At 72.2% G+C, this 23,378-nt stretch carries 17 protein-coding genes; 14 read left to right on the top strand and 3 right to left on the bottom strand.

Annotation, left to right across the window (positions count from 1 at the left end; genetic code table 11):
* Nucleotides 1–88: 88 nt before the first annotated feature.
* From QIT00_RS19950 to QIT00_RS19905, 10 genes are all read left to right on the top strand, one after another.
* Nucleotides 89–2,461 carry an ATP/GTP-binding protein gene (locus QIT00_RS19950; RefSeq protein ID WP_282536675.1) on the top strand — a complete coding sequence of 791 codons (2,373 nt, stop codon included), beginning with the start codon at nucleotides 89–91 and terminating at the stop codon, nucleotides 2,459–2,461.
* 182 nt (nucleotides 2,462–2,643) lie between these two features.
* Complete coding sequence (locus QIT00_RS19945) at nucleotides 2,644–4,254, top strand: PucR family transcriptional regulator (protein WP_282536674.1); 1,611 nt, start codon at nucleotides 2,644–2,646, stop codon at nucleotides 4,252–4,254.
* Nucleotides 4,255–4,642: 388 nt separating this feature from the next.
* Nucleotides 4,643–6,088, top strand: coding sequence for an aldehyde dehydrogenase family protein (locus QIT00_RS19940; RefSeq protein WP_282536673.1), 1,446 nt, complete (start codon nucleotides 4,643–4,645; stop codon nucleotides 6,086–6,088).
* A 202-nt stretch (nucleotides 6,089–6,290) separates the two neighbouring features.
* Nucleotides 6,291–8,234 (top strand): acyl-CoA dehydrogenase family protein, encoded by a 1,944-nt coding sequence (locus tag QIT00_RS19935; protein ID WP_282536672.1) that lies wholly within the window; start codon nucleotides 6,291–6,293, stop codon nucleotides 8,232–8,234.
* A 300-nt stretch (nucleotides 8,235–8,534) separates the two neighbouring features.
* Nucleotides 8,535–9,794: a 1-deoxy-D-xylulose-5-phosphate reductoisomerase gene (gene dxr / locus QIT00_RS19930; RefSeq protein ID WP_282536671.1), complete on the top strand. Its 1,260-nt coding sequence runs from the start codon at nucleotides 8,535–8,537 to the stop codon at nucleotides 9,792–9,794.
* On the top strand, nucleotides 9,791–11,092 hold the full coding sequence (locus QIT00_RS19925; protein ID WP_282536670.1) for a M50 family metallopeptidase: 1,302 nt from the start codon (nucleotides 9,791–9,793) through the stop codon (nucleotides 11,090–11,092). The genes dxr and QIT00_RS19925 overlap by 4 nt, the downstream gene beginning before the upstream one ends.
* Nucleotides 11,093–11,276: 184 nt before the next feature.
* Entirely contained in the window at nucleotides 11,277–12,434 is a 1,158-nt protein-coding gene (gene ispG / locus QIT00_RS19920) for a flavodoxin-dependent (E)-4-hydroxy-3-methylbut-2-enyl-diphosphate synthase (protein ID WP_282536669.1), read from the top strand.
* Nucleotides 12,435–12,554: 120 nt separating this feature from the next.
* A complete protein-coding gene (locus QIT00_RS19915) occupies nucleotides 12,555–13,406 on the top strand; it encodes a GNAT family N-acetyltransferase (RefSeq protein WP_282536668.1) in 852 nt (283 codons plus the stop codon).
* 40 nt (nucleotides 13,407–13,446) lie between these two features.
* Nucleotides 13,447–13,986 carry a GNAT family N-acetyltransferase gene (locus QIT00_RS19910; RefSeq protein ID WP_282536667.1) on the top strand — a complete coding sequence of 180 codons (540 nt, stop codon included), beginning with the start codon at nucleotides 13,447–13,449 and terminating at the stop codon, nucleotides 13,984–13,986.
* Between the two features lie 98 nt (nucleotides 13,987–14,084).
* The gene (locus QIT00_RS19905; protein WP_282536666.1) at nucleotides 14,085–15,782 is read left to right on the top strand and encodes a proline--tRNA ligase; all 1,698 of its coding nucleotides are present in this window, start codon (nucleotides 14,085–14,087) and stop codon (nucleotides 15,780–15,782) included.
* 164 nt (nucleotides 15,783–15,946) lie between these two features.
* Here QIT00_RS19905 and QIT00_RS19900 read toward each other — a convergent pair whose 3' ends face one another.
* The 3 genes from QIT00_RS19900 to QIT00_RS19890 are packed head-to-tail and all read right to left on the bottom strand — an operon-like array spanning nucleotide 15,947 to nucleotide 17,900.
* The gene (locus QIT00_RS19900) at nucleotides 15,947–16,852 is read right to left on the bottom strand and encodes an aminoglycoside phosphotransferase family protein (protein ID WP_282536734.1); all 906 of its coding nucleotides are present in this window, start codon (nucleotides 16,850–16,852) and stop codon (nucleotides 15,947–15,949) included.
* Between the two features lie 56 nt (nucleotides 16,853–16,908).
* Nucleotides 16,909–17,379, bottom strand: coding sequence for a ferritin-like domain-containing protein (locus tag QIT00_RS19895; RefSeq protein WP_282536665.1), 471 nt, complete (start codon nucleotides 17,377–17,379; stop codon nucleotides 16,909–16,911).
* Nucleotides 17,376–17,900 carry a hypothetical protein gene (locus QIT00_RS19890; RefSeq protein ID WP_282536664.1) on the bottom strand — a complete coding sequence of 175 codons (525 nt, stop codon included), beginning with the start codon at nucleotides 17,898–17,900 and terminating at the stop codon, nucleotides 17,376–17,378. The genes QIT00_RS19895 and QIT00_RS19890 overlap by 4 nt, the downstream gene beginning before the upstream one ends.
* A gap of 189 nt (nucleotides 17,901–18,089) precedes the next feature.
* Between QIT00_RS19890 and rimP the strand changes: the two genes are divergently transcribed.
* The 4 genes from rimP (at nucleotide 18,090) to infB (ending at nucleotide 23,266) form a co-directional block, all read left to right on the top strand.
* Entirely contained in the window at nucleotides 18,090–18,614 is a 525-nt protein-coding gene (gene rimP, locus QIT00_RS19885) for a ribosome maturation factor RimP (protein WP_282536663.1), read from the top strand.
* A gap of 2 nt (nucleotides 18,615–18,616) precedes the next feature.
* Entirely contained in the window at nucleotides 18,617–19,612 is a 996-nt protein-coding gene (gene nusA, locus QIT00_RS19880; RefSeq protein ID WP_282536662.1) for a transcription termination factor NusA, read from the top strand.
* 130 nt (nucleotides 19,613–19,742) lie between these two features.
* Nucleotides 19,743–20,051: a YlxR family protein gene (locus tag QIT00_RS19875; RefSeq protein ID WP_282536661.1), complete on the top strand. Its 309-nt coding sequence runs from the start codon at nucleotides 19,743–19,745 to the stop codon at nucleotides 20,049–20,051.
* Nucleotides 20,052–20,200: 149 nt separating this feature from the next.
* Complete coding sequence (gene infB, locus QIT00_RS19870) at nucleotides 20,201–23,266, top strand: translation initiation factor IF-2 (RefSeq protein WP_282536660.1); 3,066 nt, start codon at nucleotides 20,201–20,203, stop codon at nucleotides 23,264–23,266.
* Nucleotides 23,267–23,378: the final 112 nt, after the last annotated feature.

The raw sequence follows: 23,378 nt of genomic DNA, 5'->3' as shown, positions 1-23,378 counted from the left end.
AGCGCGGAACGCGCCCGCCGACCGGCAGGTCAGGCGGGTCGGCGGGTTGGCAGATCGGGCAGGGCGGAAGCAGCGGGGGGCACGGTTCATGGACCGCGAGGGCACGTACGAGGCACACGACGGAAAGCAGCCGCCTGCGCCGGTGCACCCGCCCGCCGCTCCACCGATGCCCCGTCGGCCGCCCGGTGCCGGCCAGTCCCCGGTCGCCGAGTGGCTCGCCACGCCCCGGCCCCGGGCGGAGCCGGGGGTCTGGCGGTTCGGGTACCGGCCACGCGGGCCCGAGCAGGACGACAGTGAGCTCAAGCGGCGCCTCGTCCGGGGCATGGTGATCCCCACGGTGCTCGGCCTGGTGCTCTGGTCGCTGCTGCAGAACGGCAGCTTTCCCTACCTGTGGATGCCGGTGAAGGTGTTCACCCCGGCGGAGTGGTGGTACGAGGGGACGGTTTCTCCGCAGGGGTGGCAGGGGCAGCACGCGCTGATCGTCTACGGCGGGGTCGTGTTCGGCCTTCTCGTCTACGCGGTCGTCCGGCTCAGCACGTGGGGCGAGGCCGTCCGGTACTTCGTGCGGGGCCGGCCGCAGCCCTCGCGCGCCCTGATCGCCGTCGTGGCGGCCGTGGGGAGCCTCGCCCTCGTCTGGCCGGGCGTCTTCGGTCTCGGCCTGGAACCCGTGCCCGTCGTCACGCCCGTCCTCTCCCTGGTCGCCCTGATCGCGGGCCGCTCCGTGTTCACGTCCACCCCGGTGGTCGCCTACGCCGTGTACGCCCTGATCACGCTCGCCGTGCTCTGGCCCTTCGCCCGCATCGGCGGCTGGCGGCACGCCCTGCGGAAGTCACCGGCCGCACCGCCCCCGCCGCGCCCCACCTCCGCCCCCGCCCCCGCCCCGGCTCACTGGCCGCAGCTGCGCGCCGCCGGGCACGAGAAGGCCGCCGACCTGCTCGCCGCCGAACTCCTCCGCGGCCGGATGAACGACGTCGACTGCGCCCGCATCACCCGCGCCTGGGACACGGCAGGCAGCGATCCCGGCGCGCGGGCCGCGTTCGCGGACACCGTCGCCCGGCACGGCGCCGCCGCCTGGGCGCACCCGTCCGGCAGCCGCGACCTGCCCGCCCGCAGCGCCATCCACGATCTGCTCGCCGACCAGGTCAGGATCGGCCGCTTCGCCGAGGACCAGCGCAATCCGTACGCCTTCCGCGGTGTCCACGCCGCCCTCGAACCCGGGGTGCTCGGCACCTCGCTGCTCGCCGTCGGCCCGTCCGGCGCGGGCAAGACGGCCCGCCTGATGCGGCCGGTCACCGAGGCGCTGGCGCTCCAGGCGCTCACCGGCCGCGTCTCGGTCGTGGCCGTCTGCGCGGCGGGCAGCGGACTCGGCCCCGACGACGCGTACGACGTCGTGATCAGGCCCGGCGACCCGGCGTCCACGCACGGCCTCGACCTGTACGCCGACTGCGCGGACCCGGACGAGGCCGCCGCGTTCCTCGCCGAGGGGCTGGTCGGCGACCTCGATTCCGTCGACACCCGGCGGGCCGCCACCGCGCTCGCCCAGCTGCTCGGCCCCCACCGTGCCGCGCACGGCCGCTTCCCCTCCGTACGCGTGCTGCGTGCCCTCCTCGAAGGGGAGCCGTGCGCGCTGGCCGATCTCAGGGCGGGGCTCGACGCGGCGCCGGACCACGAGGCGATGCGCCGTGAACTCGACGCCCGGGTACGCCAGTCGGGCACCCCCGGCGACCCGTGCCCCGCCCTGGCCGACCGGCTCGCGCTGCTCGACCGGCCCGTGTTCGCCGGGGCGTTCGACGGTGGGGCCGTCGACGGGGAGGCCGCCGGGCGGGTGTTCTCGCTGCGCGCCGTCGCCCACCACCCGCTGCGCGTCCGCGTCGACCTGCCGGAGCACGGCCACGAGGAGGCCGCACGGCTCCTGGCCAGGCTGCTGCTCGCCCAGTTCGGCCAGGCCGTACGGACCAGGCCCGACCGCCCGCACTTCGCCTGCCTGGTCCTCGACGACGCCGCGCGCACCCTCACCGCCGGCACGGTCCGCACGGTCCAGCGGCTGCGCACCGCCAAGGCGGGCGTCGTCCTCGGGCTGCGGACGGTCGGCGAGATCCCCGAGCCGCTCCAGGGTCCGCTGTACGCGGCGGTCGGCTGCCGGATGGCGTTCTCCGGGGTGACCACCTGGGACGGCCGCTGGTTCGCCGAGTCCTGGGGCACCGAACGGGTGGAGACCAGGGAGGTCGCCCAGCACACGGTCTACGCGGACCAGCCGATGACCCGGGCCCTGCACTCCCTGCGCAGGCTCGTCACCGGCAAGGCCGTCACGACGGACGCCGTCACCGTCCGCGAGGTCGAACGCGAACGCTGGTCCGCCTCCGACCTCGCCCACGCCGTCCCGCCCGGCCACGCCGTCCTGTCCCTGACCTCGGTCCGTGGTGAGCCTGCCCCGCCGCTCCTCGTGGACCTGCGAGGCTGACCGACCCGGGCGTGCTAGTACTCCGTAACGCCACAGGCAAGGCCGCTCACCAAATCACCACGGGCCTTCCATACGGTGAGGCAGAATTGATACGAGCCGTTCATACGGAGCGGCCAAATGATCCCGTTCGATCCCGAGCGGTGCCTTACTGAGCCTTACCGACCGGAAGCCGTGAAGGTCCCATGCCGCCCACGCTCGCCTCGCTCGTCCAGCACTCCAAGCTCAAGCTCACCGTGCGCGCCGGCGAGGACCATCTCGACACCCCCGTCCGCTGGGCGCACGCCAGCGAACTCACCGACCCCGTGCCCTACATGGAGGGCGGCGAGCTCCTGCTGATCACCGCCCTCAAGCTGGACGCCGAGGACCCGCAGGCCATGCGCCGCTACGTCCAGCGGCTCGTCGGCGCGGGTGTCATCGGCCTCGGCTTCGCGGTCGGCGTGCACTACGACGAGATCCCCGAGGCCCTCGTCGAGGCCGCCAGGGCCGAGAACCTGCCGCTGCTCGAAGTGCCGCGCCGCACCCCGTTCCTGGCCATCACCAAGGAGGTCTCGGCGGCCATCGCCGCCGAACAGTACCGCTCCGTCACCGACGGCTTCGCCGCGCAGCGCGAGCTCACCCGGCAGGCGCTCAGCGGCGGCCCCGAGGGCGTCCTCACCGCACTCGCCTCCCAGGTCGACGGCTGGGCCGCGCTCTACGACGCCTCCGGCTCCGTCGTCGCCACGGCACCCGAGTGGGCCGCGCGCCGCGCCGCCCGGATCACCTCCGAGGTGGAGCGCCTGCGCGACCGCCCGGCCCCCGCGAGCGCCGTCGTCGGCGGCGCCGACGACCGCGTCGAACTGCACTCCCTGGGGGCGGGCCGCCGCCCCCGCACCGCGCTCGCCGTCGGCACCGCGGCGGCGCTCGGCACGACCGAGCGGTACGCGGTGCACTCCGCGATCGCGCTGCTCACCCTCACCACGGAGCGCTCCCGCTCTCTGCACGCCGCCGAACAGCGCCTGGGCGCCGCCGTCCTGCGCATGCTGCTCGCCGGGGAGCCCGACCACGCCCGCACGGTCGCGGGCGAGCTGTACGGCGGGCTGCTCGACGCCCCGTTCCGGCTCCTGATCGCCGAGACCGCCCCGGCCCCGCGCGGTGGCGGCGCCCCCGCGGTCGCCGGGCACGACCCGCTGGCCGACCTCGCCGATGTGGTCGAGGCCGCGGCCGCCCGCGCGGGCGAGGCTGTCCTCGTCGTCCCCGACGGCGGCGACCGGCTCGTGCTGCTCTTCGCCGACGGCGGCGCCGCGGCCACCGCCTGCCTGCAACTGGCCGCCGTCACCGACGCCGCCCGCGCCGAGGGCCGCGAGCAACAGGCCGCCGACGGCGAGCAGTTGGTCGTCGGCCTGTCCGCCCCCGCCGGACCCATCGCCGCCGCCACCGCGTACAAGCAGGCCGAACAGGCGCTCTCCGTCGCCCGGCGCCGCGGCCGCACCCTGGTCGAGCACGAGGAGCTGGCCGCGGGCTCGGTCCTGCCGCTGCTCGCCGACGACGCGGTACGGGCCTTCGCCGACGGGATGCTGCGGGCGCTGCGCGAGCACGACGCGACAGGCCGCGGCGACCTGGTCGCGTCCCTGCGGGCCTGGCTCTCGCGGCACGGGCAGTGGGACGCGGCGGCGGCGGATCTCGGCGTCCACCGGCACACGTTGCGTTACCGGATGCGGCGGGTGGAGGAGATTCTGGGGCGCTCACTGGATGATCCGGATGCGCGGATGGAGCTGTGGCTGGCCCTCAAGGCCACGTCGACGTCGACCACCTGACCCCACCGGGCTCCGCCCCCGGCCCCCGGCTCCTCAATCGCCGGAGGGGCTCGATTTCCCGCCCGTCGTTCGTCTGCCGCGCCGTCGTGGCTGGTCGCGCAGTTCCCCGCGCCCCTAAAAGCAGCCCCTGCCGGGGCTAAATCCAGCCCCGCCAAATCCAGCCCCTCCGGCGTTTGAGGAGCGGGGGTCCGGGGGCTGGCCCCCGAAGCCGTCCGCAGGACTTTCGGGAAGGGGCGGGTAGGGGAAAAACCCACGCGCACCCCCACCCCACCATTCCGGCATCCCGCCCACCCCAACCCCTCCACCCCGTACAAGAGGCGCTCCGGGCGGGCGGACCTACCGTTGGGGCGAACCCCAGACAGCACCCACCGCGGAAGGGCCGGGCACCATGACCGACACCACTGCCTTCTGGCTCGCCGGCCGCCAGGCCACCGGCGACACCACCTTCGACGTCACCTCGCCCTGGGACGGCCGCACCGTCGGCCGCGTGAGCGTCCCGACCGACGCCCAGGTCGAGGAGGCCGTCGCCGCCGCGTACGCCTCGCGCGAGGCGCTCTCCGCGACCCCCGCCCACGTCCGGGCCGCCGCGCTCGACCACGTCACCAAGCGCCTGGCCGAGCGCACCGAGGAGATCGCCCAGCTGATCTCCGCCGAGAACGGCAAGCCGATCAAGTGGGCCCGCGGCGAGGTCGGCCGGGCCGTGTCCGTGTTCCGCTTCGCGGCCGAGGAGGCCCGTCGCTTCAACGGCGGCGACGCCCAGCGCCTGGACACCGACGCGGGCGGTCAGGGCCGGCTCGCCCTGACGCGCCGCTTCCCGCGCGGCGTGGTCCTCGGCATCGCGCCGTTCAACTTCCCGCTGAACCTGTGCGCCCACAAGGTCGCCCCGGCCATCGCCGCCGGCGCCCCGATCATCCTCAAGCCCGCCCCGTCCACCCCGCTCTCCGGCCTGATCCTCGGTGAGCTGCTCGCCGAGACGGACCTGCCCGAGGGCTCCTGGTCGGTGCTTCCGGTCGCCAACGAGAAGATGCCCGCCCTGGTCCAGGACGAGCGCCTTCCCGTCATCTCCTTCACGGGCTCCGAGAAGGTCGGCTACGCGATCATGGACTCGGTGCCGCGCAAGCACATCACCCTCGAACTGGGCGGCAACGGCGCGGCCGTCATCCTCGACGACTTCTCCTCCGACGCCGACCTCGACTGGGCCGCGAGCCGCATCGCGACCTTCTCGAACTACCAGGGCGGCCAGTCCTGCATCTCCGTGCAGCGCGTGATCGCCGACGCCTCCGTCTACGACCGGCTGCTGCCCCGTATCGTCGCCGCCGTCGACGCGCAGGTCACCGGTGACCCGTCGGACCCGGCCACCGAGGTCGGCCCGCTGGTGGACGAGAACGCCGCCAAGCGCGTCGAGTCCTGGGTGGACGAGGCCGTCGCCGCGGGCGCGCGGCTCCTGGCAGGCGGCAAGCGCGAGGGCGCCTCGTACGCGCCGACCGTGCTCGCCGATGTGCCCGCCGACACCACCGTCGCCTGCGAGGAGGTCTTCGGCCCGGTCCTCACCGTGACGAAGGTGGACGGCGAGCAGGCCGCGTTCGACGCCGTCAACGACTCCAAGTACGGCCTGCAGGCGGGCGTGTTCACGCACGACGTGCAGCGCGCCTTCCGCGCCCACCGCGCCCTGGAGGTGGGCGGAGTGATCGTCGGCGACGTGCCGTCCTACCGCGCCGACCAGATGCCGTATGGCGGCGTCAAGCAGTCCGGCGTCGGCCGCGAGGGCGTCGCGCACGCCATGGCGGACTACACGTACGAGCGGGTCCTGGTCCTGACCGGCCTGGAGCTGTAAGCCCGGACGACACACGTTCGTACGTCTGCGAAAGAGGCGGCCGGGACCCTGTGCGGGGGTCCCGGCCGTCCGCGTGTTCGGGGCCCGTCCGGGTGTACGCCTGGTGGGGATCTTCGTATCCGGGTACATACGACCGAGTAGCACCGGTCGGTGGTCGTTTCCGCCGGTGAGGACCCCGATCCGCGGCGAGGTGAGTTCCCCCATGTCGGCACCGACGTCCAGGAAGCCGAAGGTCTCCGAGCAAGAGGCACGGCAGGTGGCCGAGGCGGCCAGGGAGCAGGAGTGGCGCAAGCCGAGCTTCGCGAAGGAGCTGTTCCTCGGCCGCTTCCGGCTCGACCTGATCCACCCGCACCCGATGCCCGCCGACGAGGACACGCGGCGCGGTGAGGCGTTCCTCGCCCGGCTGCGGACGTTCTGCGAGCAGGAGGTCGACGGCGCCCTGATCGAGCGCGAGGCGCGCATCCCGGACGCGGTGATCAACGGGCTCAGGGAGCTCGGCGCGCTCGGCATGAAGATCGACACGAAGTACGGCGGCCTCGGCCTCACGCAGGTCTACTACAACAAGGCCCTCGCCCTCGTCGGCTCCGCCAACCCCTCCATCGGCGCGCTGCTCTCCGCCCACCAGTCGATCGGCGCGCCCCAGCCGCTGAAGCTCTTCGGCAGCCAGGAGCAGAAGGACGAGTTCCTGCCGCGCCTCGCCTCCACCGACATCTCCGCGTTCCTGCTGACCGAGCCGGACGTCGGCTCCGACCCGGCCCGCCTCGCCACCACCGCCGTACCGGACGGCGACGGCGGTTACGTCCTGGACGGCGTGAAGCTGTGGACCACCAACGGTGTCGTCGCCGACCTGCTCGTCGTCATGGCCCGGGTGCCGAAGTCCGAGGGGCACCCCGGCGGCATCACCGCGTTCCTCGTCGAGGCCGCCGACGAGGGCGTCACCGTCGAGAACCGCAACGCCTTCATGGGCCTGCGGGGTCTGGAGAACGGCGTCACCCGCTTCCACAACGTCCGCGTGGACGCCGCGCGCCGCATCGGTCCCGAGGGTGCCGGCCTGAAGATCGCCCTCACCACCCTCAACACCGGCCGCCTCTCGCTTCCCGCGATGTGCGTCGGGGCCGGCAAGTGGTGCCTGAAGATCGCCCGCGAGTGGTCGGCGGTGCGGGAGCAGTGGGGCAAGCCGGTGGCCCTGCACGAGGCCGTCGGCAGCAAGATCTCCTTCATCGCGGCCACCACGTTCGCCCTGGAGGCGGTGCTCGACCTCTCCTCGCAGATGGCCGACGAGAACCGCAACGACATCCGTATCGAGGCCGCCCTCGCCAAGCTGTACGGCTCCGAGATGGCCTGCCTGATGGCCGACGAGCTGGTGCAGATCCGCGGCGGCCGCGGCTTCGAGACCGCCGACTCGCTCGCCGCCCGCGGTGAACGCGGCGTCCCCGCCGAGCAGTTGCTCCGCGATCTGCGCATCAACCGGATCTTCGAGGGCTCCACCGAGATCATGCATCTGCTGATCGCCCGCGAGGCCGTCGACGCCCACCTCAAGGCCGCGGGCGACCTCATCGACCCCGACAAGTCCCTCGGCGACAAGGCGAAGGCGGGCGCCCGCGCCGGCGGCTTCTACGCCCGCTGGCTGCCCAAGCTCGTCGCCGGACCCGGCCAACTCCCGGGCGCGTACGGGGACTTCAACCCCTCGGGCCACCCGGACCTCGCGGCGCATCTGCGGTACGTGGAGCGCACCTCCCGCAAGCTCGCCCGCTCCACCTTCTACGCCATGTCCCGCTGGCAGGGCCGGATGGAGACCAAGCAGGGCTTCCTCGGCCGGATCGTCGACATCGGCGCGGAGCTCTTCGCGATGAGCGCCGCCTGCGTACGCGCCGAGCTCCTGCGCACCACCGAGGACCACGGCCGCGAGGCGTACCAGCTCGCCGACGCCTTCTGCCGCCAGTCCCGGCTGCGCGTCGAGGAGCTCTTCGGCCGCCTCTGGGCCAACACCGACGACCTGGACCGCAAGGTCGTACGCGGCGTGCTGTCCGGCACGTACACCTGGCTGGAGGAGGGTGTCGTCGACCCGAGCGGCGAGGGCCCGTGGATCGCCGACGCCACCCCCGGCCCGACGCAGAAGGAGAACGTGCACCGGCCGATCCGCTGAGCCGCACCCCGCCGTAGGGCTCCGGTTTCGTCGCCGGGTGCGGCCCGTCGTGGGCCGGTCGCGCAGTTCCCCGCGCCCCTGAAGGCCTGCGGCTGCGCCGCGCCTTCCCGATGAGCGGCGGCGCAGCCGCAGCGCTCAGGGGCGCGGGGCTGTATCGATGTGCGGCTGACGCCGCGTGGGCGCGAGGACGGACCACCGGGCCGCACCCGGCGACGAAACCGCAACCCTCACGGCGGGGAAGCTCGCCGACTCAAGGGGCGCCCTGTCCGGATCCACAAGAAGCCAGGCAACAATGGGGGTATGAGCGACAGTCCAACGCCTCTCGCCGATCCGCATCTGGTCTTCGACCCGGTGACGGATGACGGCCCCCGGGACATCGTCGTCCTGGGCTCGACGGGATCCATCGGCACCCAGGCCGTCGACCTGGTCCTGCGCCATCCCGACCGCTTCCGCGTGACCGCACTGTCCGCCGCCGGCGGCCGGGTCGGGCTGCTCGCCGAGCAGGCCAGACGGCTGCGCGTGCGCACCGTCGCGGTCGCCCGCGAGGACGTGGTGCCCGCTCTGCGCGAGGCGCTCGCCGACCAGTACGGCACCGGCGAACCGATCCCCGAGATCCTCGCCGGGCCGGACGCCGCCACCCAGGTCGCGGCCTCGAACTGCCACACGGTGCTCAACGGCATCACCGGCTCCATCGGCCTCGCCCCCACCCTGGCCGCCCTGGAAGCGGGCCGCACTCTCGCCCTGGCCAACAAGGAGTCGCTGATTGTCGGCGGCCCGCTGGTCAAGGCCATCGCCAAGCCCGGCCAGATCATCCCCGTCGACTCCGAGCACGCCGCGCTCTTCCAGGCCCTGGCCTCCGGCACCCGCGCCGACGTCCGCAAGCTCGTCGTCACCGCCTCCGGCGGCCCCTTCCGCGGCCGTACGAAGGAGCAGCTCGCCGACGTCACGCCCGAGGACGCGCTCGCCCACCCGACCTGGGCGATGGGCCCGGTGATCACCGTCAACAGCTCGACGCTTGTCAACAAGGGCCTGGAGGTCATCGAGGCCCACCTCCTGTACGACATCCCCTTCGACCGCATCGAAGTCGTCGTGCACCCGCAGTCCTACGTCCACTCGATGGTCGAGTTCACCGACGGCTCCACGCTCGCCCAGGCCACCCCGCCGGACATGCGCGGCCCCATCGCCATCGGCATCGGCTGGCCCGAGCGGGTCCCGGACGCGGCCCCCGCTTTCGACTGGACCCAGGCCTCCAGCTGGGAGTTCTTCCCCTTGGACGACGAGGCCTTCCCGGCCGTGAACCTCGCCCGGCACGTCGGCGAGCTCGGCGGCACGGCCCCCGCGGTGTTCAACGCCGCCAACGAGGAGTGCGTGGACGCGTTCCTGAACGGGAAGCTGCCCTACCTCGGCATCATGGAGACCGTCACCGAGGTCGTCGCCGAGCACGGCACCCCGCGTACGGGAACCTCGCTCACCGTCGCCGACGTCCTCGAAGCGGATGCCTGGGCGCGCACCCGGGCCCGTGAACTGTCGGCCAAGGCGACCGCGGAGGCTCGTGCATGACGACCCTGATGATGATCCTCGGCATAGTGGTCTTCGTGATCGGGCTGCTCTTCTCGATCGCCTGGCACGAGCTGGGACATCTGTCGACGGCCAAGCTCTTCGGCATCCGCGTGCCGCAGTACATGGTCGGCTTCGGCCCGACGATCTTCTCGCGCAAGAAGGGCGAGACCGAGTACGGCATCAAGGCCATCCCGCTCGGCGGCTACATCCGCATGATCGGGATGTTCCCGCCGGGCCCGGACGGCCGCATGGAGGCCCGCTCCACCTCGCCCTGGCGCGGCATGATCGAGGACGCCCGCTCGGCCGCCTTCGAGGAGCTCAAGCCCGGCGACGAGAAGCGGCTCTTCTACACGCGCAAGCCGTGGAAGCGCGTCATCGTGATGTTCGCCGGTCCGTTCATGAACCTGATCCTGGCCGTCGCGATCTTCCTCGGCGTCCTGATGACCTTCGGCTGGAACGAGACCACCACCACGGTCAGCAAGGTCTCGGACTGTGTCATCGCCCAGTCCGAGAACCGCTCGACCTGTGAGAAGGGCGACAAGCCCGCCCCCGCCAAGGCCGCAGGCCTCGAACCCGGCGACACCATCGTCGCGTTCAACGGCAGGCCCGTCTCCGACTGGTCCGTCCTGCAGACCACGATCCGGGACACCACGGGCCCCGCCACGATCACCGTCGAGCGCGACGGCGTACGCAAGACCCTCAAGGCCGACCTGATCGAGAACAAGGTCAGCAAGACCGACGGCGAGGGCGGCTACGTCGACGGCGAGTACGTCACCGCCGGCTTCCTCGGCTTCACCCCGGCCTCCGGCATCGTCGAGCAGTCCTTCGGCGAGTCCGTCGTCCGGATGGGCGACATGATGGAGAACGGCGTCGAGTCCCTGATCGCCCTGCCGTCCAAGGTCCCCGACCTGTGGGACGCGGCCTTCGGCGACGGCGAGCGCAAGCAGGACTCCCCGATGGGCGTGGTCGGCGCGGCCCGTGTCGGCGGCGAGGTGTTCACCCTGGACATCCCGCCGGAGAACCAGATCGCGATGATGCTGTTCCTCGTCGCGGGCTTCAACCTCTCCCTGTTCCTGTTCAACATGCTCCCGCTGCTGCCCCTGGACGGCGGCCACATCGCGGGCGCCGTATGGGAGTCCGTGCGGCGCGGCTTCGCCAAGGTGCTCAGGCGGCCCGATCCCGGCCCGTTCGACGTCGCGAAGCTGATGCCCGTCGCCTACGTGGTGGCCGGGATCTTCGTATGCTTCACCCTCCTGGTGCTGATCGCCGACGTCGTCAACCCGGTCAGAATCTCCTGACCACACTCGGTTCACGGCGGCCGTCCACACTGCGTGGGCGGCCGCCGTGCGTGGTACGCCACGGTCGTGCGATGTGCTTACGGCGCACGGCGTGGCGTAATCTCGACAGCTGGAGCCCGCCGAGCCCGGGGCACAGACGCTCCGCCTCGGCCCACCTGATCCACACCTTGGGGTTGCACAGCAGATGACTGCTATTTCTCTGGGAATGCCGTCCGTACCGACCAAGCTCGCGGAGCGGCGCAAGTCCCGGCAGATCCAGGTCGGCACGGTCGCGGTCGGCGGCGACGCCCCGGTGTCGGTCCAGTCGATGACCACCACCCGCACGTCGGACATCGGCGCCACACTCCAGCAGATCGCCGAGCTGACCGCCTCCGGCTGCCAGATCGTCCGCGTGGCCTGCCCCACGCAGGACGACGCCGACGCCCTGCCCGTGATCGCGAAGAAGTCGCAGATCCCGGTCATCGCGGACATCCACTTCCAGCCGAAGTACGTCTTCGCCGCGATCGACGCCGGCTGCGCCGCGGTCCGCGTCAACCCCGGCAACATCAAGCAGTTCGACGACAAGGTCAAGGAGATCGCCAAGGCCGCAGGCGACGCGGGCACCCCGATCCGCATCGGCGTCAACGCCGGCTCCCTGGACCGCCGCCTGCTGCAGAAGTACGGCAAGGCCACCCCCGAGGCCCTCGTCGAGTCCGCCCTCTGGGAGGCCTCGCTCTTCGAGGAGCACGGCTTCCAGGACATCAAGATCTCGGTCAAGCACAACGACCCGGTCGTGATGGTCAACGCCTACCGCCAGCTCGCCGCCGCCTGCGACTACCCGCTGCACCTCGGCGTCACCGAGGCGGGACCCGCCTTCCAGGGCACCATCAAGTCGGCCGTCGCGTTCGGCGCGCTGCTCTCAGAAGGCATCGGCGACACCATCCGCGTGTCCCTGTCGGCCCCGCCGGTCGAGGAGGTCAAGGTCGGCAACTCGATCCTGGAGTCCCTGAACCTCAAGCCGCGCCGCCTGGAGATCGTCTCCTGCCCGTCCTGCGGCCGCGCCCAGGTCGACGTCTACAAGCTCGCCGAAGAGGTCACCGCCGGACTCGACGGCATGGAGGTCCCGCTGCGCGTCGCCGTCATGGGCTGCGTCGTCAACGGCCCGGGCGAGGCCCGCGAGGCCGACCTCGGCGTCGCCTCCGGCAACGGCAAGGGCCAGATCTTCGTCAAGGGCGAGGTCATCAAGACCGTCCCCGAGTCGAAGATCGTCGAGACCCTCATCGAAGAGGCGATGAAGATCGCCGAGCAGATGGAGAAGGACGGCGTGCTGTCGGGCGAGCCCGAGGTCTCGGTCGCCGGCTGACCCACCCGCGTACCTCCCGAGCCCTGCCCCGGTCCATCGGGGCAGGGCTCGGTGCTGCCCTGCCAGGTACAGTGCGGAGATCGGCAGACATTACGGCTTTACGGTGAGGCCCTCGCACACGTGTTGACCCAGACCACCACCAGGGTGCTCGACCCCGCAGACCTGGACGCCGCCCTGGGCGTCCTCGGGCGCGAGCCGGTCAACAACGCCTTCGTCACCTCCCGCGTCCACGTCGCCGGCCTCGACCCCTGGCGCCTCGGCGGCGAGATGTGGGGCTGGTACGCCGACGGCAGGCTCCGCTCCCTCTGCTACGCCGGGGCCAACCTCGTCCCCATCTGCGCCGGGCCCGAAGCCGTCCGCGCCTTCTCCGAGCGCGCCCGCCGCTCCGGCCGCCGCTGCTCCTCGATCGTCGGCCCCGCCGAGTCCACCGCCCGGCTCTGGCAGCTCCTCGAACCGCACTGGGGCCCGGCCCGCGAGATCCGCCGCCACCAGCCCCTCATGGTCACCGACCGGCTCCCCGGGAACGTCACCCCCGACCCGTACGTCCGCCGCATCCGCAAGGACGAGATGGACGTGATCATGCCGGCGTGCGTGGCCATGTTCACCGAGGAGGTCGGCGTCTCCCCGCTCGCCGGGGACGGCGGCCTCCTCTACCAGGCGCGGGTCGCCGAACTCGTCGGCTCCGGACGCTCGTTCGCCCGCCTCGACCCGGCCACCGGCCAGGTGATCTTCAAGGCCGAGATCGGCGCCGCCACCCCCGAGGCCTGCCAGATCCAGGGCGTCTGGGTGGCCCCCGAACACCGCGGCCGGGGCCTCTCCGTGACCGGCATGGCCGCCGTCGTCCGCTACGCCCTCGCCGACGTCGCCCCTGTGGTCAGCCTGTACGTCAACGACTTCAACACCGCCGCCCGGGCCGCGTACCGCCGCGTCGGCTTCACCGAGGTCGGCTCGTTCATGAGCGTGCTCTTCTGACCCTCTGGGGCAGCACCGCCGGGAGAAGTAGGGTTCCCGCATGACTGACGACGTCGTGATCGGGCCGCTCGACCTCGCCGCCGAGGTGGACGAGGCCCTCGCCGTGCAGGCCCTCGCCTTCGGACTCGACGACGACGAGATCGCCGTACGCCGCCAGATCGTCCTGCGCCACGCCACCTACCCCGGCGCCCTCGCCCTCGGTGCCACCACCCCCGAGGGCCGCCTCGTCGGCTTCGTCTACGGCATGCCCAACGACCGCGCCCACTGGTGGTCCAGCGTCGTCGAGCCCTATCTGCGCGCCCAGGGCATCGACTTCTGGCTCGACGACTCCTTCGTCATCACCGAGCTGCACGTCCACCCGCGCCACCAGGACCGGGGCATCGGGCGCACCCTCATCACCACGATCACCGACGCCGCCGCCCAGCCCCGCTCGATCCTCTCCGCGATCGACACGGACAGCCCGGCCCGCGCCCTCTACCGCTCCCTCGGCTACACCGACCTCGCCCGGAACGTTGCCTTCCCCAGCGCCCCCAGGCCGTACGCGGTGATGGGCGCCCCCCTTCCGCTGCGCCGCCGCTGACCCGGATTCCGGGCCCCCGAGCGAAACGGATTTCCGAACCCGTACCCGCCCCGGCTAACCTCCTGAGCATTCGACGCTTTCCCCAGCAGGAGATCACCATGGCAGCCCAGGTCCAGCGCATGTCCCGATTGATGGTCAAGACACTGCGCGACGACCCGGCGGACGCCGAGGTCCTCAGCCACAAGCTGCTCGTCCGCGGCGGCTTCGTGCGCCGCACCGCCGCCGGCGTCTGGTCCTGGCTGCCGCTCGGCAAGAAGGTCCTCGCGAACGTCGAGCGCATCGTCCGCGAGGAGATGGACGCGATCGGCGCCCAGGAGGTCCTGCTCCCCGCCCTCCTGCCCAAGGAGCCCTACGAGGCGACCGGCCGCTGGGAGGAGTACGGCGCCGAGCTGTTCCGCCTCAACGACCGCAAGGGCGGCGACTACCTCCTCGGCCCCACCCACGAGGAGATCTTCACCCTCCTCGTCAAGGACCAGTGCACGTCCTACAAGGACCTGCCGGTGATCCTCTACCAGATCCAGACCAAGTACCGCGACGAGGCCCGCCCCCGCGCCGGCATCCTGCGCGGCCGCGAGTTCACGATGAAGGACTCGTACTCCTTCGACACCGCCGACGAGGGCCTCGCCGAGTCGTACGCGCTGCACCGCGCCGCCTACCAGCGGATCTTCGAGCGCCTCGGCCTCGACTACCGCATCTGCGCCGCCACCGCGGGCGCCATGGGCGGCTCCAAGTCCGAGGAGTTCCTCGCCCCGGCCGCCGCCGGTGAGGACACCTTCGCCGACTGCCCGGCCTGCGACTACGCCGCCAACACCGAGGCCGTCTCGTTCGAGCTGAAGCCGGTCGACGGCTCCGCCGTGCCCGCCGTCGAGGAGCTGGACACCCCGGACACCCCGACCATCGAGACGCTCGCCGCGTACATGCAGGTCCCCGCCTCCGCCACGCTGAAGAACCTGCTGGTGAAGGTCGACGGCGAGATCATCGGCATCGGCGTCCCCGGCGACCGCGAGGTCGACATGGACAAGGTCGAGGCCCACTTCGCCCCGGCCGCCGTCGAGATGGTCGGCGCCGAGGACTTCGAGGAGCGCCCCGACCTGGTCAAGGGCTACGTCGGCCCGCAGGGCCTGGAGAAGGTCACGTTCCTCGCCGACCCGCGCATCGCCCCCGGCACGGCCTGGATCACCGGCGCCAACAAGGACGGCGTGCACGCGAAGAACGTCGTCGCGGGCCGTGACTTCGAGGTCGACGCGTACGTCGACGTCGTGGTCGTCCAGGAAGGCGACCCCTGCCCCAACTGCGGCACCGGCCTCAAGCTCGACCGCGCCATCGAGATCGGCCACATCTTCCAGCTCGGCCGCAAGTACGCCGACGCCTTCCAGCTCGACGTCCTCGGCCAGAACGGCAAGCCGGTCCGCGTGACCATGGGCTCGTACGGCGTCGGCGTCTCCCGCGCCGTCGCCGCACTCGCCGAGCAGCACGCCGACGACAAGGGCCTGGTCTGGCCGAAGGAGGTCGCCCCGGCCGACGTGCACGTGGTCGCCGCCGGCAAGGCCGCCCAGACGGAACTCGCCCTCTCGGTCTCCGAGCAGCTCGCCGAGGCCGGCGTGCGCGTCCTGGTCGACGACCGCGCGGGCGTCTCCCCGGGCGTGAAGTTCACCGACGCGGAACTCCTCGGCGTCCCCACGATCCTCGTCGCGGGCCGCCGCACGGCGGAGGGCGTCGTCGAACTGAAGGACCGCCGCACGGGCGAGCGCGAGGAGCTGCCGGTGGCGGAGGCGATCGCGAAGATCGTCGGCTGACACACCTGAACACGCCGGCGGGGCTGATTTATCAGCCCCTCCGGCGTTTGAGGAGCGGGGGTCCGGGGGCGGAGCCCCCGAAGCTCCGCAGGATTTCGGGAAGGGGCGGGGAGGGGAGAAAAGCCCGCCGCAGGCGCACCCCCAGCCGCAGCCGACCACGGAACCTACAACCAGGACGCGAACTCCAGCAGAACCTCCGCCTGGGACCGCCGCCCGGCCCGGAGGGCCTCCGTGCCCGAGGCCACGGCACGGAACAGCGTCCAGCCCCGGACCCGCTCCCGGTCCACCTCCAGCGAATCCGCCAGCTTCGTCACCCGCCGCCGCGCCGTGGACGCCCCCGCGCTGGCCGCCACCAGATCGTCGAGCCGGTCGAGCACAAGCCCCGCCAGGTCGTACGCGCGCTCGCCCACGACCGGATGCGGACCCACCGCGAGCCACGGCGTACGCTCGCCCGCCAGCACCTTGCCCTGCCTGAACTCGCCGTGCAGGAGCAGCAGTTCGGCCTCCGAGGCGACCAGCTCCTCCCGCGCGGCGAGCGCCGCATCGACGAGCGGGCGCATCGCGTCGTCCACCGGCCGGACCGCCGCCGCCAGCCGCGCGGACCGCTCCGCGACCGTCTCGAAGGACCGCTCGGCGGGCGGCTCCACCCACAGGCGGCGCACCGTCCCCGCCGCCTCAAGCAGCGCCTTCGCCTCCGGCAGCGACCGCAGCGACACCTCGGAGTGCAGCCGCTCCATGAGCAGTGCGCCGTCGCCCTCCGCAGGGCCGTCAAGGAGCCTGCACGCCCCCCAGCCGTCCCAGCACGCCAGGGCCGCGGCCTCCGCCTCGGGACGGGTGCCGGGCGCGGCGAGCTTCAGCAGCGCGGGCGTACCGTCGGCCTGCCGCACCAGGGCCACCAGACTGGACCGGCCACCCGGAACGAGCAGCCGCTCGACGGTCGACTCCCGCCGCCGGACGGCCTGTTCGAGCAGTTCGGGAAGGTCCGCCAGCCAAGCCCGCGCGGCGGCCGGCTCCTCGTACGTCGCCTCGCCCAGCGCCTTGACGAGACGCTGCGGCGGTTCAAAAGCCATGGGCGACATACGCGCGTGAATCCTTCCGGCCTTGCGGACTGCTGGTACGGCTCGGCTCAGGTCTGCGGGGTCGCAGCCGCCGAGGTGGGCTCATGCCGCTCGGCGAGCCCAGGGAAGGCTACGCTCCCGCCGCGCCAGCGCACCGCCCGCACCGCTGCCTCGCGCAGCGCGTCCGCCGCCGCCCGGCGCCGCTCGCCCTCCGTGGCCCGTACGACGTCCGCGTACACCCCGGCCACCCGGTCCTCCAGCTGCGCCGCGAGGCGGGCCGCCGCGGGGGAGTCCGGTACCGGGAACGGCAGGGCGTACGCCGCCTCAGCCTGCACGGGCGTGCCGCCCAAGTCCCGCACGGTGCGCCGCAGTTCGTCGCGTCGGGCGCGATGCCCGTCGTACGCCGAGCGTGCCTCGTCCCTGCGGCCCTCGCGGATACGGCCGCCGACCACGCCGTAGCCGTACACCGCCGCGTGCTCCGCGCGCAGGGCCGCCTGGTACGCCTCGACCCGCTGATCGGTGTTGTTCCCGGAACTCATCGGCCCGCCTCGCTCAGCAGATACGCGTGCACGTCCCCGGCGGCCGCCACGGAGGCGAACAGCCTGGCCTGCTCGCCGGGAACACCGGTCAGCGCGGTCCGCCGACCGTCCGCCAACTGCCGTTCGGTGCTCGCGAGTTGAGCCAGGGCGCCGCTCTCGTCGGCGGGTACCTCGGGTGCCTTCCTCGACGGCGACGGGGAACCCGAGGGGCGGGTCCCGGAGCCCCCGAAGGCCCTCGCGTGCTCGGCGACCTCGGCGCGCAGCGGGCGCAGCCGGTCGGCGAGCGCCGGGTGGGCGGCGATCACGGCGTCGTATCGATTCAGCAACTCGGCGCTGTCCTCGGCCGCCCGCGCGCGGGCCTGCTCGGCGGCGGCGGAACGCTTGCCGGACGCGTCGGAGCCGGCGTCCGAGCAGCCCGCCAGGAGCACGGCGCCGACAGCCGACACGAGCAGGGCCCTGCGCCCCGGATCAAGCGGAATCGGCCGGTCACTCCCGGCGCGCGACGGCAAGGTGAAGGGCACGGCAGACGTCCTCATGGGGCTCGTACGGCAGAAGAGAAGGTGTTCCGCGTCCAGCGGGCACGCCCGTGATCACCGTACCGTCGGACCCACCCGGTGGACGGCAACACCCTGTGCGACCGGATACGCTTTGACCGACACGCAGATCTGAACGGCAACCACAACAGCACACGCGGCCGAGGAGTCACCCGGATGAGCACCACCCAGAGCGAGAGGCTGCGGGACCTGCTTGAACCGCTCGTCACCTCCAAGGAACTGGATCTCGAAGAGATCACCGTGACTCCGGCCGGCAAGCGCCGCGTGCTGCGTGTCGTCGTGGATTCGGACACCGGGGTCTCGCTCGACACCTGCGCCGAGCTGAGCCGCGAGCTCTCCCAGAAGCTGGACGACGCCGACGCCATGGGCGACGGCGAGTACGTCCTCGAGGTGACCTCGCCCGGAGCCGACCGCCCGCTCACCCAGCACCGCCACTACGTCCGCGCCGTGGACCGCCTCGTGAAGTTCCAGCTGGCCGACGAGGCCGGCGGCGGCGAGCTGACCGCGCGGATCCTGAAGGTCGACGACGAGGGCCTCGACCTGGAGGTGCCCGGCGTGAAGGGCCGCAAGGCCACCGCCCGCCGCCTGGCCTTCGCGGACATCGCCAAGGCGCGCGTGGAGATCGAGTTCAACCGCAAGAACAAGCCCGCCGACAACACCGAGAACACAGAGGAGGCGTAGCCGTGGACATCGACATGAGTGCCCTGCGGGGTCTGGTCCGGGAGAAGGAGATCTCCTTCGACCTGCTCGTCGAGGCGATCGAGTCGGCCCTCCTCATCGCCTACCACCGCACTGAGGGAAGCCGCCGCCACGCGCGCGTGGAGCTCGACCGCCACAGCGGGCACGTGACGGTCTGGGCGAAGGAGGAGGCCGCCGAGCTCGAAGAGGGCCAGGAGGCCCGGGAGTTCGACGACACCCCGTCCGGCTTCGGCCGGATCGCGGCGACCACGGCGAAGCAGGTCATCCTGCAGCGCCTGCGGGACGCCGAGGACGACGCGACGCTCGGCGAGTACGCCGGCCGCGAGGGCGACATCGTCACCGGTGTCGTGCAGCAGGGCCGCGACCCGAAGAACGTCCTGGTCGACATCGGCAAGCTCGAGGCGATCCTGCCGGTGCAGGAGCAGGTCCCGGGCGAGACGTACGAGCACGGCATGCGCCTGCGGTCGTACGTGGTGCGTGCCGTCAAGGGCGTACGCGGTCCGTCGGTGACTCTTTCGCGTACGCATCCGAACCTCGTGAAGAAGCTGTTCTCGCTCGAGGTCCCGGAGATCGCGGACGGCTCGGTGGAGATCGCCGCCATCGCGCGCGAGGCCGGACACCGCACCAAGATCGCGGTCCGCTCGACCCGTTCCGGCCTGAACGCCAAGGGTGCCTGCATCGGTCCGATGGGCGGCCGGGTGCGCAACGTCATGGCGGAGCTGAACGGCGAGAAGATCGACATCGTCGACTGGTCCGACGACCCGGCCGACATGGTGGCCAACGCCCTGTCCCCGGCCCGGGTCAGCAAGGTCGAGATCGTGGACCTCGCCGCCCGCTCCGCGCGGGTGACCGTGCCGGACTACCAGCTGTCGCTCGCCATCGGCAAGGAGGGCCAGAACGCCCGCCTCGCCGCCCGCCTCACCGGCTGGCGCATCGACATCCGCCCGGACACCGAGCAGCCGCAGCACGACCAGGGCTGACTCCGGTCCGGAATACGTCGCGTACGCCCGGTGTTGGCGAGATCACGCCGGGTTTCGCCGAGATCAAGACGACGGCCGTTCGATTTCTCCCCCAAAGGGGTGAGGTCGGTGCGGGGAGGTAGACTTAAGCGTGTCTGGCCGGACGCATGCCGGAGCATGCCCTGAGCGAACCTGTGTGGGATGCCGGGAGCGGGCGGCCAAGACCGATCTGTTGCGGATCGTGATGGCCGCGGGCGAAGGCGCCGAGGACTCCGGAAAAGGAGTCCGCCTGGTTCCCGACCCTCGCGGTACGCTGCCCGGCCGGGGTGCGTATGTACACCCCGCCCCGGTCTGTCTGGACATGGCGGTCCGCCGCCGAGCGTTCCTCAGGTCGTACCGCGTCCGTGGTCCGCTCGACACCACGGATCTCAGCCGGTATGTCGAGCAGGCGCAACCGTAAGAACATCACCGCACGGAACCGCCGTGCAGTGCTGGTACCTCGCGAGTTGGAAGTAGGTCGAGATTGCGATGAGCACTCGATGAGTACGCGATGAGTACGCCCATGAAGTAGCGACGGTCCGGCGGTAACCCGGACCTAAAAGGAGCGAAGTGGCTAAGGTCCGGGTATACGAACTCGCCAAGGAGTTCGGGGTAGAGAGCAAGGTCGTCATGGCCAAGCTCCAAGAACTCGGTGAATTCGTCCGTTCGGCGTCTTCGACGATCGAGGCGCCCGTTGTTCGAAAGCTGACTGACGCGCTGCAGTCCGGCTCCGGCGCAGGCGGCGGCAAGTCCGCCAAGCCCGCCGCGCCGCGCAAGGCCGCACCCGCGAAGCCGTCGGCACCGTCCCCCGCGCAGGCCGCGAAGCCTGCCGCACCCAAGCCCGCGCCGGCCCCCAAGCCGGCCGCGGCCGAGAAGCCCGCGGCGCCCGCAGCGCCGAGTCCGGGTCCGCGTCCCACGCCTGGTCCGAAGCCCGCGGCGGCGCCCAAGCCCGCCCCGGCGGCCCCGGCGCAGCCCGAGTTCAGCGCGCCCCCGGCCGCTGCGCAGGGCCCCAAGCCCGGCGGTGAGCGCCAGGCTCCGCGTCCCGGCGCCCCCAAGCCCGGTGGCCGTCCGGCCCCCGGCCAGGGTGGTCAGTCCCGTCCCGGTGGCGAGCGTGCCCCGCGCCCCGGTGGCGAGCGCGCCCCGCGTCCCGGTGGTCGTGCCGCCGGCCCGCGTCCGGGCAACAACCCCTTCACCTCTGGTGGTTCCACCGGCATGGCGCGCCCCTCGGCGCCCCGTCCCGGCGGCGCCCCGCGCCCCGGCGGCCCCGGTGCCCCGGGCGGCCCGCGTCCGCAGGGTCAGGGCGGCGGCCAGGGTGGTCCCCGTCCGCAGGGTCAGGGCGGTGCCCGTCCGACTCCGGGCGGCATGCCCCGTCCGCAGGGCGGCGGCGCCGCGGGACAGGGTGGTCCGCGGCCTGGCGGCGGTAACCGTCCGAACCCGGGCATGATGCCGCAGCGTCCCGCTGCCGGCCCGCGTCCCGGTGGTGGCCCCGGCGGTGGCCGTGGTCCCGGTGGCGGCGGTCGTCCCGGCGGTGGCGGCGGCGGTCGTCCCGGCTTCGCCGGTCGTCCCGGCGGTCCCGGTGGCGGCGGCGGCGGCTTCGCCGGTCGTCCCGGTGGCGGCGGTGGCGGCGGCGGTCGTCCCGGCGGCTTCGGTGGCGGCGGTGGCCGTCCCGGCTTCGGCGGTCGTCCCGGTGGTCCGGGTGGCCGTGGTGGCACGCAGGGCGCCTTCGGCCGTCCCGGCGGTCCCGCGCGTCGCGGCCGCAAGTCGAAGCGGCAGAGGCGCCAGGAGTACGAGGCCATGCAGGCCCCGTCGGTCGGCGGTGTGATGCTGCCTCGCGGCAACGGCGAGACCGTTCGCCTGTCGCGCGGTGCCTCCCTCACCGACTTCGCCGAGAAGATCAACGCCAACCCGGCGTCGCTCGTCGCGGTGATGATGAACCTCGGCGAGATGGTCACGGCCACGCAGTCCGTCTCCGACGAGACGCTGACGCTCCTCGGCGAGGAGATGAACTACACGGTTCAGATCGTCAGCCCCGAGGAGGAGGACCGCGAGCTGCTCGAGTCCTTCGACCTGGAGTGGGGCGAGGACGAGGGCGGCGAGGCCGCTCTGGTCTCGCGTCCGCCGGTAGTGACCGTCATGGGTCACGTCGACCACGGTAAGACCCGCCTCCTCGACGCCATTCGCAAGACGAACGTCGTCGCGGGCGAGGCCGGTGGCATCACCCAGCACATCGGTGCCTACCAGGTCGCGACCGAGGTCAACGGCGACGACCGTCGCATCACCTTCATCGACACCCCGGGTCACGAGGCGTTCACCGCCATGCGTGCCCGCGGTGCCAAGTCGACCGACATCGCGATCCTCGTGGTGGCGGCCAACGACGGTGTGATGCCGCAGACGATCGAGGCGCTGAACCACGCCAAGGCGGCCGACGTGCCGATCGTGGTCGCGGTCAACAAGATCGACGTCGAGGGTGCCGACCCGACCAAGGTGCGCGGTCAGCTGACCGAGTACGGCCTGGTGGCCGAGGAGTACGGCGGCGAGACGATGTTCGTCGACATCTCCGCCAAGCAGGGCGAGAACATCGACTCCCTGCTCGAGGCCGTCGTCCTCACCGCCGACGCCTCGCTCGACCTGCGGGCCAACCCGGAGCAGGACGCGCAGGGCATCGCGATCGAGGCGCACCTGGACAAGGGCCGCGGCGCCGTCGCGACCGTCCTGGTCCAGCGCGGCACGCTGCGCGTCGGTGACACCCTCGTCGCCGGCGACGCGTACGGCCGTGTCCGCGCCATGCTCGACGACAAGGGCGAGAACGTGGAGGTGGCCGAGCCGTCGACGCCGGTCCTGGTCCTCGGTCTCACCAACGTCCCGGGCGCCGGTGACAACTTCCTGGTGGTCGACGAGGACCGTACGGCCCGTCAGATCGCCGAGAAGCGCGCCGCCCGTGAGCGCAACGCCGCGTTCGCCAAGCGCACCCGCCGGGTGTCCCTCGAGGACCTCGACAAGGTGCTCAAGGCCGGCGAGGTCGAGCAGCTCAACCTCATCATCAAGGGCGACGCGTCCGGTTCGGTCGAGGCCCTCGAGTCCTCGCTGCTGCAGCTGGACGTCGGCGAAGAGGTCGACATCCGCGTCCTGCACCGCGGTGTGGGTGCCGTCACCGAGTCGGACATCGACCTGGCGATGGGCTCCGACGCCATCGTGATCGGCTTCAACGTGCGCGCCGCCGGGCGTGCCACGCAGATGGCCGAGCGCGAGGGTGTGGACGTCCGGTACTACTCGGTCATCTACCAGGCGATCGAGGAGATCGAGGCGGCCCTCAAGGGCATGCTCAAGCCGGAGTACGAAGAGGTCGAGCTCGGCACGGCGGAGATCCGCGAGATCTTCCGCTCGTCCAAGCTGGGCAACATCGCCGGTGTCCTTGTCCGCTCCGGCGAGGTCAAGCGCAACACGAAGGCGCGTCTGCTCCGCGACGGCAAGGTGATCTCCGAGAACCTCACGATCACCGGTCTGCGCCGCTTCAAGGACGACGTCACCGAGATCCGCGAAGGCTTCGAGGGCGGTATCAACCTCGGAAACTTCAACGACATCAAGATCGACGACGTCATCGCGACGTACGAGATGCGAGAGAAGCCGCGCGGCTGATCGAGCAACGAGCCGGGGCCGGTCGACGGGAGAATTTCCGTCGATCGGCCCCGGCCGTTCCGTGTACGGTTTGGATGTCCCTGCCAAGAGTCGCAGGGCCCTCCATCCCGTA

It is taken from the genome of Streptomyces luteolus (genome assembly GCF_029968015.1).
In the GTDB taxonomy this organism is placed as follows: Bacteria; Actinomycetota; Actinomycetes; order Streptomycetales; family Streptomycetaceae; genus Streptomyces; species Streptomyces luteolus.
This window is presented reverse-complemented; position numbering and strand designations above follow the sequence as displayed.